Annotated in this window: 9 protein-coding genes; all 9 read left to right on the forward strand. The window is 73.4% G+C overall.

From position 1 onward, the window contains the following. The first annotated feature begins 183 nt into the window (after positions 1–183). Complete coding sequence (locus tag JQN83_RS34215) at positions 184–1,023, forward strand: phosphatase PAP2 family protein (protein ID WP_208569481.1); 840 nt, start codon at positions 184–186, stop codon at positions 1,021–1,023. Between the two features lie 90 nt (positions 1,024–1,113). Beyond that, complete coding sequence (locus tag JQN83_RS34220; protein ID WP_208569482.1) at positions 1,114–2,058, forward strand: glycosyltransferase; 945 nt, start codon at positions 1,114–1,116, stop codon at positions 2,056–2,058. 134 nt (positions 2,059–2,192) lie between these two features. Further along, a complete protein-coding gene (locus tag JQN83_RS24375; protein WP_208569483.1) occupies positions 2,193–4,199 on the forward strand; it encodes a delta-60 repeat domain-containing protein in 2,007 nt (668 codons plus the stop codon). Between the two features lie 190 nt (positions 4,200–4,389). Then, positions 4,390–6,027 carry a GumC domain-containing protein gene (locus JQN83_RS24380; RefSeq protein WP_208569484.1) on the forward strand — a complete coding sequence of 546 codons (1,638 nt, stop codon included), beginning with the start codon at positions 4,390–4,392 and terminating at the stop codon, positions 6,025–6,027. Then, positions 6,020–6,952 (forward strand): glycosyltransferase family 2 protein, encoded by a 933-nt coding sequence (locus JQN83_RS24385; RefSeq protein WP_208569485.1) that lies wholly within the window; start codon positions 6,020–6,022, stop codon positions 6,950–6,952. Before JQN83_RS24380 ends, JQN83_RS24385 begins: the two co-directional genes overlap by 8 nt. Then, entirely contained in the window at positions 6,945–9,194 is a 2,250-nt protein-coding gene (locus JQN83_RS24390; protein WP_208569486.1) for an O-antigen ligase family protein, read from the forward strand. The genes JQN83_RS24385 and JQN83_RS24390 overlap by 8 nt, the downstream gene beginning before the upstream one ends. After that, positions 9,191–10,798 (forward strand): lipopolysaccharide biosynthesis protein, encoded by a 1,608-nt coding sequence (locus JQN83_RS24395; RefSeq protein WP_208569487.1) that lies wholly within the window; start codon positions 9,191–9,193, stop codon positions 10,796–10,798. The genes JQN83_RS24390 and JQN83_RS24395 overlap by 4 nt, the downstream gene beginning before the upstream one ends. Positions 10,799–10,862: 64 nt before the next feature. Continuing rightward, positions 10,863–11,750, forward strand: a complete 888-nt coding sequence (locus JQN83_RS24400; RefSeq protein WP_208569488.1) for a sulfotransferase family protein — start codon at positions 10,863–10,865, stop codon at positions 11,748–11,750. Positions 11,751–11,849: 99 nt separating this feature from the next. Continuing rightward, on the forward strand, positions 11,850–12,323 hold a 474-nt coding region (locus JQN83_RS24405), incomplete at its 3' end, for a chorismate synthase (RefSeq protein WP_208569489.1).

The raw sequence follows: 12,323 nt of genomic DNA on the forward strand, positions 1-12,323 counted from the left end.
GACCACTGGCCGGCGACGGCGTGGTCGGTGCGGCCCGGGACGGCGTGGGGACCTCGTCCGGGGTGTGGGGAGGCCCGGCCGATGGCCGGCACAATCAGGGAGCACGATGGGATCGTCACGCGTCAACCAGTTCGGGGTCACCTGCGCCCCGGCCGCCGGCCGTTCGGGCGGCGGTGACCCCAGGTGACCATCGTCTACGTGTTGGCCGTGTTGGCCGTGCTGGTGCCCCTGCTGACAGTTCCGGTGCTGGCGGCCCGGTGGGCGTCGGCCGTCGACACCGGCCGGACGGCCGAACGCTTCCGGATCGCCCTCGCCGGGCTGACCGCCGCGTTCGGGCGGACCGGAGCGGCGCTGGTGGTGCTGCTGGCCGGTGCGGCGGCGGTCGTCGCCGTCTGCTGGCCGCTCGGTGAGGCGATCTCCCGGCTCGAACCCCACGTCGACCACCCCGTCTTCGACTACGTGCACGCCCACCGGGTCGGCTTCTGGGAAGACGTCAACCTGTTCATCTCCCCGATCGGCGACCGCTACCCGCTCAAGTGGGTGACCGTGGTGGCCGCGATCGGCTTCGCCATCGCCTGGCGTCGCCGCCGCTGGTGGATTCCGCTGGTGGCGATGCCGTTGCAGTTCGTCGTCGAGCAGTACACCCAGACGATCCTCGCGAAGGTCGTCGACCGGGGCCACCCGCCGACCGACCTGGGCACCTACCCCTCCGGCGGCTGCGCCCGGGTGCTGATGACCTTCGGCACCATCCTGGTGCTGGCCGCGCTGACCTGGCGGATCCCCCGCCGGGTGCTGATCGGCCTGGTCACCGCCCTGGCGGTGCTGGTCACCGTCGAGGGCTACACCCGCATCTACGCCGAGAAGCACTGGCTCACCGACGTCTTCGGCGGCTGGTTCTTCGGCACCCTGCTGACCGGCGTGATGGTGCTCGCCGTGCTGGTCGTCGACGGCCGGGTCCGCCCGCCGGGGACGCCTGCCGACCCGGCACCGGCCAACGCCGACCGGCTGACCACCGGTACCTGACCCCCTCCCCGTCCGGACCGGCGCTACCCCTCCCCGCGCCGCGACGGACCCGGCCCCCACCACTCCTCGAACGGAAGTTGGGCCACCACCGTGACCACCCTCCTCGTCGCCTCCACCGGTGGGCACCTCGCCGAGCTGCACGATCTGCTGCCCCGGCTCGGGGTGCAGGACGACTGCGTCTGGGCGACGTTCGACTCCCCGCAGAGCCGATCCCTGCTCGACGGACACGAGGTCATCCACGTGCCGCCGGCCGCCACCCGGGACCCGGTCGGTGCGCTGCGCGACCTGCTGGCCGCCCGCCGGGTGCTCTGCGGCGGACGGTTCCGCCGGGTGGTCAGCACCGGTGCCAGCGTCGCCATGTCGTTCTTCCTGCCCGCCGTGCGGCACGGCCTCGACTGCCACTACATCGAGAGCGCCACCCGCACCGAGGGCCCGTCGCTGACCGGTCGGCTGGTCGCCCGGGTGCCCCGGACCCGGCTCTACACCCAGTACCCCGGTTGGGCGGACGGCCGGTGGCGCTACGGCGGTTCCATCTTCGACGGCTACCTGCCCGCACCCGCCGCCCCGCGCCCGGTCTCCCGGATCGTGGTGACCCTCGGCACCCAGTCCCGCTTCGGCTTTCCGCGCCTGCTGCAACGCCTGGTCGACGTGGTGCCCCCCGAGGCGGAGGTGCTCTGGCAGGTGGGGTCGACCCGCATCCCCCGGATGCCGGCCGGGGCCCGCCGGCAGGTGCCGCACGCCGAGATGCAGCAGGCCATGCGGGAGGCCGACGTGATCGTCACCCACGCCGGGGTCGGTTCGGCGCTGGCCGCGATGCGGGCCGGACGCCGTGCCGTCTACGTGCCGCGCCGGGCCCGGCACGGCGAACACGTCGATGACCACCAGGTCGAGATGGCCCGGGAACTCGACCGGCGGGGCCTGGTGCTGGCCCGGGAGGCCGACGCCGTCACGGCCGACGACCTGGCCCGCGCGGCATCCTGGACGGTCACCACCACCGGCACGGTCCCGCCGTTCCGGTGGGCGGAGCCGGCGTGAGGCCGGCCGGGACCGGGCGGCCCGGTGACGGGTCCCGCCGGTCGATGCGCAATCCTCGTCCTCCGTGGGTCGTCCGGACGCGACCCGTACGGCAGGACCGGACCGAGCCGGTGGCCGAGTGGACCGGTCGGTTGATGGTGCGAAATGTCCGGGCAGAGCAAGCTACGCGTGATCTCACTTCATCTTTGGGGGCGCCAGTGCAACACAGAACGTCTCGACCGGTGTGGCGGCGGTGGTTCGCCGCTCTCGCCGTACCGGTGCTCGCGGCCGGCCTGCTGGCCGCGCCCGCGCGGGCGGCGAACCTCACGCCGGTCACCAGCACCCTCACCTCGGCGAACCCGGCGGACAACATCCCGCACGCGCAGAACGGTGACACCAAGGCATTCGCCGAGATCGGCAACACCGTCTACGTCGGTGGCTCGTTCACCTCGATCAAGGCCAGCGGGGACGCGAGCTGGACCAGCCGCAGCTACCTGTTCGCGTACGACCGGGCCAGCGGCGCGCTCAAGGCCGACTTCACCCCGACGCTGGACGGCGCGGTGCACGCCCTCGCGGCGAGCCCCGACGGCAAACTCATCGTCGGTGGCTCGTTCATGAACGTCAACGGCGTCAGCCGCAAGAACCTCGTCGAGCTGGACCCGACCACCGGCGCGACGGTGACCGGCTGGGTCGGTCGCAGCGACGGCGGCCTGGTCCGGCGGACCGTGGTCGTCGGCAACAAGCTCTACATCGCGGGCGCGTTCCACTGGGTCAACGGCACCCAGCACTCGCTGCTCGCCCGGCTCGACGCGACCACCGGTGCGATCGACCCGAGCTTCCAGATCGACGCCAGCGTCGCCCGCGCCAGCAGCGAGCTGGTCTGGGGCCTCGCCGTCGCCCCCGACGGCAAGACCCTGGTCGCGGTGGGCAACTTCACCGAGGTCAACGGCCAGCCCCGCAACCAGGTGGTGGTCGTCGACCTGGACGGCACCCCGGCGGTCGCCAACTGGAGCACCCAGCGCTACGTGGCGCCCTGCTACAGCGGTTCGTTCCCGTTCTACGCCCGTGACGTCGACTTCTCCGACGACGGCTCGTACTTCGTGATCATCGCCGACGGCGGCCGGGGCGACGGGGCGTACTGCGACGCCATCGCCCGGTTCGAGACCGCCGACCGGGGCACGGCCATGGACGCCACCTGGGTCAACTACACCGGCACCGACTCGGTGACCTCCGTCGAGGTCGCCGACAACGTGGTCTACGTCGGCGGTCACTTCCGCTGGCTGAGCAACGCCAACGGCAACGACTCGGCCGGCTCCGGCGCGATCAACCGGTTCGGCCTGGGCGCGCTGGACCCGATCAACGGCCTGCCGCTGGTCTGGAACCCGACCCGCTCGGGCGCCCCGGCGGGCACCACCACCTGGGGCCCGATCATGTGGGAGCTGTGGCGGGGCAGCAACGGTCTGCTGGCCGGTTTCGACTCCGACGGGCTCGGCAACGAGTACCACGGGCGGCTGGGCCTGTTCCCGCTCGCCGGTGGGCGTACGGTCGCGGCGACCAACGCGCCGACGGCGTCGTCGGGCTACCTGTACGTCGGGACCGGCAACGGGCAGACCGCCAAGGTGTCGTTCAACGGCAGCACCGTGGGCACGCCGGTGGCCAGCGCGCAGGCGAACCTCACCGCGTCCGGCGCGGCCTTCTCGGTCGGCAACAAGCTCTACTGGTCGAAGACCGACCCGACCGCCGCCGGTGGCAGCTACCTGGGTGTGTCGATGTTCACCGGCGGTTCGGTGGGCGCACCCTGGGTCAGCAGCGGCTACAACGACTGGTTCAACCCGGCGACCATGGCCGGCGCGTTCTACCTCGACGGCCGGATGTACTACACCAAGGCCGGCACCAACAAGTTGTTCTACCGCTACCTGGAGCCGGACGGCTACATCGTGGGCTGCACCGAGTTCACCCTGCCGAGCGTGGGCCTGAACTGGGGCTCCGTGCGGGGGATGGCCTGGGTCAACGGCAAGATCGTCTATGGCAACACCAACGGCTCGCTGCGCGCCGTGCCGTTCGACGAGGTCGCCGTCGACGGCGCCGCCTCGGTGGAGATCGCGCCGGCCAGCGCCGGCGTGGACTGGTCGAGCAAGACGCTGTTCTTCGCCACCTCCTGATCCACCTTTGGTACGGGCGGTCCGCCGGTGTCCTCGAGGCACCGGCGGGCCGCCCGTCGCGCAGGGGACCGGTCGGCTGTCGACCATAAGTGAACGGTCGGCGACAATAGGACGACCGGCGGCTCGCACCGGGGCCGACGTCCGGCCCACGCCGACCTGCCCACCCCCTCATCGCTAGAGGACCTGACTGATGGACGTGACCGACGTCACTCCCGCCCGGCAGCGCCCGGTCGGCCTGGCCGAGTTGGCCCGTATCCCGGTGCGGCGGTGGCGCACGGTGCTCGCCGCCACCGGGTTGGTGCTGTTGCTGGTGGCCGCCTACCTGCTGGTCTTTCCCGCCACCTACACCGCCACCACGGCCGTGGTGGTCCGACCGGTGGTCACCGACCCCTTCTCGGTGCCCTCCGGTGGTGCCGACCGGGCGGTCAACATGACCGCCGAGAGCGGGATCGCCACCAGCAACGGGGTCATCGACAAGGTCGCCTCGATCACCGGCCGGGACACCACCGGCGTGGCCGACGCGCTCACCGTGGAAACCCCGGTCGGTGGACAGGTGATGCGGTTCAGCTACTCCGGGCACAGCGAGGCCGAGGCGGTGGACGGCGCGAACGGCGCCGCCGAGGCGTACCTCGAACTGCGCAAGGGGATGTACGAGAACCAGCGCGCCGCCGTGCTCAAGTCGTACGACGACACGATCGCCCTGGTCACCAGCCAGCGCACCACCACCCAGCGGTCGTTGCCGGCCAACCAGAACTCCTCCACCCCGTCGCCGCGCACCAGCGCCCTGCTGGACCAGCTGCGGGCGCTCAACGACCAGCTGGCGACCCTCGCCGAGCAGCGTTCCAAGATCGGCTCGGCGGATCTGAGCCCCGGATCGGTCACCAGCGCCGCCCGCGCACCCGTCCCGTCGAGCCGGGACGCCGCCCCGCTGATCCTGGTCGCCGGGCTGCTCGGCGGGCTGCTGGTCGGCGGTCTGGTCGCCTTCGTCCGGGAGTCCATGGACCGCCGGGTGCGTACCGCCGACGAGGCGTCCGCGCTGGTCGGTGCCCCGCTGCTGGGGACCGTCGGGCGGGACCGCTCCGGGCGGCTCTCCGACACCGACCTGCGCTACCTGGTGCTGGCCCTGAGCCGCTGGGTGGACGGGCCGAGACCGCTGCCGCTGGTGCTGCTGTCCAGCGCCGCCGACGAGCGACGCGAACAGGTCACCGCCGGGATCGCCGCGGCGCTCGCCCAGAGCGGGCACGAGGTGCGGCTCGGGGTGGCCCCGGAGAGCCGGGACCGGATCCGGCCGTTGCTCCAGGACGCCCAGCGCCGCCACCCGGCCACCGAACCGACCCGCCCCCGGGTGCCCCGCCCGCGCCCGGCGCCCAGCGCCGTCCCGGCACCGGCGGCCACCGCCCCGATGGGCAGCCCGGAAGACACCATGATCATCCAGCCGGTCCGCAAGCCCCGGCCGTTCCCCACCGAGGACCCGAAGAACGGCGGGGTCTACCGCTCCACCACCACCTCGGCGGACAAGACCGAGATCATCCCCCGGGTGCTGCCCAAGGAGACCCCCGCGGTCGACGGTGAGGAGCTGCGCATCGGGTCCGGCGCGGTGCACCTGGTCCCGCTGGACGCCCCGACCGGCGGTGGCGTCACCGTGATCGACGCGCCACCCGCCCTGCACGACGAGCGGGGCGTGCGGGCCGCCCGGGAGGGCCGGGCCGTGCTGGTCGCCGCCCGGGACAAGACCCGCACCGGTCGGCTGAGCCAACTGGTGGAACGGCTGCGCGCGGTGGGCGTCGAGCCGGTCGGATTCGTGGTGACGGGAGAGAAACGTGACTGAGTCGACGGCCGTCGGGCAGCACCCGCCGGTGACCGTGGTGATCGCCACCCGGGACCGGCCCGGCCTGCTGGAACGGGCCGTGGGTGCCGTGCTCGGCCAGGACTACCCCGGCCCGGTGGAGTGCATCGTCGTCTACGACCACACCGACCTGCGCGAGCTGGCCGTGGACGTCCCGGCCGGCCGTAGCCTCCGCTACGTCAACAACACCCACCGGCAGGGCCTGCCCGGCGGTCGCAACACCGGCGCCGACGAGGCCACCGCCGACCTGGTCGCGTTCTGCGACGACGACGACTTCTGGCTGCCGGCGAAGCTGCGCCGGCAGGTCGAGCTGCTGGCGCAGCGCCCCGACGCCGCCGCCGCGAGCTGCGGCATCCGGCTGGAGGGCCCCGGCATCGCCAAGGAACGCCAACTCGACCGGGCCGAGGTCACCCTCCCCGACTTCGTCGAGGACCGGATCATGGAGGTGCACTCCAGCACCATCCTGATCCGCCGCTCGACCTGGGACGCCATCGGCCCGGTCGACGAGGAGCTGCCCGGCGGCTACGGCGAGGACTACGAGTGGCTGCTGCGGATCGCCGCGCACGGCCCGGTGGTGATCGTCCCCGAGGTGCTGGTGGTGGTCGACTGGCACGGCGGATCGTTCTTCTTCGGCCGCTGGGCGACCATCGTCGAGGCCACCCGCTACCTGCTGGACAAGCACCCCGAGCTGGCGGGCAGCCGGACCGGCCTGGCCCGGCTGCACGGCCAGATCGCCTTCGCGCTCGCCTCCGGCCGACGGCGGCGGGAGGCGGTCCGGGAACTCGGCCGGGTGGTCCGGCTCAACCCCCGGGAGAAGCGGGTGCTGGTGACCGTCCCGGTGGTGCTCGGGCTGCTCTCCGGGGAACGGGTGCTCCGACTGGCCCAGCGTCGGGGTCGAGGTGTCTGACCGGCGGCGTCGGGCCGGCACGTCGCCGACCGGACTGCCGCCGCTGCCCACCTGGCCGCTGTTGGCCATGTTCGGGTTGATGCCGCTGTGGTGGGCGCTCGGCGGCTTCTACCTCGGCTGGTCGGCGTTCGGACTGGTGCTGCTGGGCCTGATGGTCACCCGGGGCCGGGTGGCGCTGCCCACCGGCACGGCCTGCTGGATGGTGCTGCTGGCGCTGGTGCTGCTCAGCTTCACCCGGCTGGACCGGGCCACCGCCTACCTCACCTCCGGGTTGCGGCTCGGCTTCATGGTCACCGCCCTGATCGTCTGCGTGTACGTCTACAACCTGGTCCGCGACGGCGTCCCCTGGGCCCAGGTGCTCCGCCCCCTCGGCTGGTACTGGCTGGGCGTGGTCGCCCTGGGCTGGCTGGCGGTGCTGGCACCCCGCTTCCAGCTCACCACCCCGATGGAACTGCTGCTGCCGGGCAGCATGTCGGGGGAGCGGTTCATCCAGGCGCTGACCCACGTGCGGGCCAACGAGTTCAACCCGATCTCGCGCGCCCCGATCTACCGGACCGCCGCGCCCTACCCGTACACCAACAACTGGGGCACGGCGTACGCGCTGCTGGTGCCGTGTGTGCTGGCGTACCTGACGTCGGTGCGTACCGGCAAGTTCCGGGTGGCGCTGCTGGTGTCGTTGCCGCTGTCGATGGTGCCGGCGTTCATGACCCTCAACCGGGGCATGTTCCTCGGCCTCGGCGCGGGGCTGACCTACCTGGGCCTGCGGGCGCTGGTGCGGGGCAACGCCAAGCTGATCGCCTCGATCGGCGGGCTGGTGCTGCTGGTCTGGGTGGTCAGCCTGGTGGTGCCCGTGCAGGAGCTGATCGACAACCGGGTCAGCAGCACCGACACCAACGTCGACCGGATGGACCTCTACGTCCGTACCCTCCAGGCCGTCGAACGCTCGCCGCTGCTCGGGTACGGCGCACCCAACAGCGTCGACACCACGCTCGCCGAGGAGCCGCTGGGCACCCAGGGCATGATCTGGCAGGTGCTCTACAGCCACGGCATCCCGGCCCTGGTCGCCTTCCTGGCCTGGCTGGTGCTGATCGCCAAGCGGCTCGCCGGCGCGGTCTCCCCGGCCGGGCAGTGGCTGAGCACCATCCCGGTGATCGCTTTGGTGGTGATCCCCGTGTACGCCTACATCGACCCCAACATGTCGGTGATCTTCTATGCGGTCGGGGTCGGGTTGGCGGCGGTCAGCGGGCCGGTGAACCGCCCGGTGACCCTCGCGCCCGGAGTCGTCGAGCCCCGCGCACCCCGCCCCACCGCGGCGGCCTCCGGCCCGCCGACGGCGGCGCTCACCGGCCCGCCGACGGCGGCGCTCACCGGCCCGCCGACGGCGGCGACCGGAACGGCATCCGTGCCGACCAGGGCAACGGCCACCGTCCCGCCCCCCAGCGCCACCGGCACCGCCCCGGCCACGCGTGGCCGGGCCACCGCCAGCGTCCCGTCCCCGCCCACCAGGGTCACGGCCAGCGCTTCCCCGCCCGCCCCCCGGGGCGCGACCCCACCCCCGACCCCGGTCCCGCCCCGCCCCGCGACCCCAGCCCCAGCCCCGGCCCCAGCCCCAGTGCTGGCCCCGGCCCCGAGCCGAGTTCCAACCCCGGGCCCGACTCCGGTTCCGAATCCGGCCCCAGGTCCCGCTGCGGACCCGGCTCCCGCTCCCGCCGGCCGGAGCGCGTCGCCGTCGGCCCCGGCCCCGGCCTGGCCCCCGCTCCCGGCTTCCGCTCCGACTCCCGCTTCCGCTCCGACCCCGGCTCCGGCTTCCGCTCCGACTCCGGCTTCCGCCGCTGCGCCGCACCCGGTGCCGGCCGCCACCCAGGCTTCGGTCCGGCCGTCGGTCCCACCGTCGGTGTCGGCCGCTACCCAGGCTTCGCCCCGGCCGCTTTCGCCGCCGGTGCCGACCGCCAGTCAGGCTTCGGCCAAGCCGTCGGTCCCACCGTCGGTGCCGGCTTCCACCCAGGCTTCGCCCCGGCCGCCTTCACCGCCGGTGCCCGCTGCCGCCCAGGCTTCGGCCCGGCCGTCGGTCCCACCGCCGACCTCGGCCCCGGCTCCGGGCGGCGGGTCCCGTCCGGGTGGCGGGGTGGACGCACCCACCGTGGTGCAACCGGCCCGGCCCGACGTGCCCACCCCACCGGTCCGGACCGCCACCCGGACCGCAGACCAGACCGGCACCGAGGACGGCAGGGAGCGGACATGAGCCATCCGGGCACCGGGACCGGGACCACACCCGCGGCTCCCCGGCAGGTCGACCGCCGTGCCACGGCGGCCGACGCACCGGCCGGGCCGGTGGCGGACACCTCCGACGCGGCGAGCGGCGCCGGGGAGGTCCGCCGCAGCGCCCGCAGCGGCGCGGTGGGGCTGGTCGGCGCGGCGGTCAACGGCGCGCTGGGTTTCCTGCTCACCGTGGTCATCGTGCGCGGGTTCGGCACCGACGGATCGGGTGCGCTGTTCACCGCCATCGGTGTGGTCTCCATTCTGGGCGCGATCTGCTGCGCCGGTGCGGACACCGCGCTGGTCTGGGCGCTGCCCCGACGCCGCACCGGTGTCGACGGTGACGCCGCCCGGCTGCTGCCGGTGGCGTTGCTGCCGGTCCTGCTGCTCACCGGGGTCGTCGCGACGGTGGGCGCGTTCACCGCCGACCGGCTCGCCCCGGTCTTCTTCGAGCGGTCGGACGGGCCGACGCTGCTGCGGCTGGCGTTCCTCGCCCTGCCGGTCACCGTGGCGATGACCGTGCTGCTCGCCGCCGTCCGGGCGGTCCGGCCGGTGACCGCCGTGATCGGCATCCAGTACGTGCTGGTGCCGCTGGCCCGACCCGTACTGCTGCTGGCGACGGTCGCCACCGGGGCCGGGGTGGCCGTCGGGTTCGGCGGTTGGCTGCTGCCGGTGGCGTTGGCCGTGGTCGCCGCCGCCGTCCTGCTGCTGCGTCCGCTCGGGGTGCTGGCGGGGGCGCGGCTGCGGCCGGACGGCGCGGACTGGCGTACCCTCTGGGGCTTCGCGCTGCCCCGGGCGGTGTCGGCGGCGATCGACGCGAGCAGCATGTGGGTCGGGGTGTTGCTCACCTCGGCGCTGGCCGGTGCGGACGAGTCAGGTGTCTTCGGCGCGGTCGGCCGGTACGCCCTGGCCGGGCTGCTGATCATGCAGGGGTTGCGGGTGGCCGTCGCGCCCCAGCTCTCCCGGCTGCTCGGGCAGGGGCGCACCGCCGACGCGGCGCTGGTCTACCGGCGGGTCACCGTCGTGATCATCCTGCTGTCCTGGCCGGCGTACCTGCTGCTGGCGGTGTTCGCGCCCGGGTTCCTCAGCCTTTTCGGTGACGGGTTCACCGTCGGGGCCGCCCCGCTGGCGGTGCTCGCCTTCGCGATGCTCGTCAACTCCGGGGTGGGGATCGTGCAGACCATGCTGCTGATGAGCGGCAACAGCACCCGGCACCTCCAGGCCACCGTGGTGGGGCTGGCGCTCACCGTCGGCCTGGGTTTCCTGCTCATCCCCGACCACGGCGCGCTCGGCGCGGCGTACGCCTGGACGGCCGGCGTGGTCGCCGAGAACGTGCTGGCCGCGATCGCCGCCCGGGTGGCGATCGGCGAGCCGCTGCTCACCCGGTCGGTGGGTTGGGCGGCGCTCGGGGCCGGCGGCGGTGCGGCCGTGGTGGCGGTGCTCAGCGCGCTGGTCGCCGGCCGGGGCGTGGCCGGTCTGGCGCTGGCCCTGGCGGTGCTGGCGGTCGTCGCCGCCGGGCTGCTGCTGGACCGGCGGGTCCGGGGTACGGTCCGGGCCGCCGTGACGATGCTCAGGCCGAAACCGGCATGAGGCGCTCAGGCCGAGGCCGCCGTGACGATGCTCAGGCCGAAACCGGCGTGACGAGAGGGAGACGATGACGATCCGCGACCGCCTCAAGGGTGTGGTCCCGCACCAGGTCACCCACCAGGTACGCAGCTCGCTGGTCCGGTACGGCGAACGCACCAGCGACCGTCGGCCGCTGCCCGACTTCCTGATCACCGGCACCAAGCGGGGCGGCACCACCTCGCTGTGGCGCTACCTGCTGGCGCACCCCCTGGTGCCCCGGCTCTTCCCGGCCTGGAACACCAAGACCTCGCACTACTTCGAGGAGAACTGGGGTCGGGGCGAGGCGTGGTACCGCTCGCACTTCCCGACGGTGCGGCACCGGCAGGCCCTGGAACGTCGGCACGGCGGGCCGGTCCGCGTCGGTGAGGCCGCCCCGCTGTACATGTTCCACCCGCTCGCCGCGCAGCGGGTAGCCGAGCTGATGCCCGACGTCCGGTTGATCTTCCTGCTCCGGGACCCCGTGGAGCGGGCGTACTCGCACTGGAAGGAGCGGCGCACCGAGGGCAGGGAGCCGTTGGACTTCGTCGAGGCGCTGGCCCGGGAGGAGGAGCGGACGGCGGGGGAGCGGGAGCGGCTGATCGCCGACCCGACGTACTTCAGCGAGGCGTACGACTGGTACACCTACCGGGCCCGGGGCCGCTACCTGGAGCACCTGACGCCGTGGCTGGACCGGTTCGACCGTTCCCAGCTGCTGATCCTGCCCAGCGAGACGCTGTACGCCGAGCCGGCCGCCACGTACGCCCGGGTGTTGGACTTCCTCGGCCTGCCCCCGCACCAGCTCGCCGCGTACGAGGCGCACAACCACCGCCGCAGCAGCGCCATGCCCGAGCAGGTACGGGAAGAGTTGAGCGCGCACTTCGCCCCGCACAACGCGGCGTTGGAACAACGACTGGGTATGCGCTTCGACTGGTCGTGAACCCGGTCGGCGGCCCGCCCGGCGCAGCTCGGCGTCCGCAGGGCGGGACGGGCCGGACAGGGTGCCGACGCCGGCACCGGGCGTGACAGACTGACCGTCGTGTTGCGTTGGCTGACTGCAGGTGAATCGCATGGTCCGGCTCTGGTGGCGTTGTTGGAGGGGGTTCCCGCTGGGGTGGCGGTGACTTCTGGTGACATCGCGGGTGAGTTGGCGCGGCGTCGGTTGGGTTATGGCCGGGGTGCGCGGATGGCGTTTGAGCAGGATGAGGTCGAGGTCGTTGGTGGTCTGCGGCACGGGTTGACGTTGGGTAGTCCGGTGGCGATCCGGGTGGGGAACTCGGAGTGGCCGAAGTGGCGGACGGTGATGGCCGCTGACCCGGTGGATGCGGATGAGTTGGCGAGTCAGGCCCGTAACGCCCCGTTGACGCGTCCCAGGCCCGGCCACGCCGACCTGGCGGGGATGCAGAAGTACGGTCACCCGGATGCGCGGCCGATTCTGGAGCGGGCGAGTGCGCGGGAGACGGCTGCGCGGGTGGCGGTGGGTACCGTGGCGAAGGCGCTGGTCAGGCAGGCC

The organism is Micromonospora antibiotica (assembly GCF_017599305.1).
In the GTDB taxonomy this organism is placed as follows: Bacteria; Actinomycetota; Actinomycetes; order Mycobacteriales; family Micromonosporaceae; genus Micromonospora; species Micromonospora antibiotica.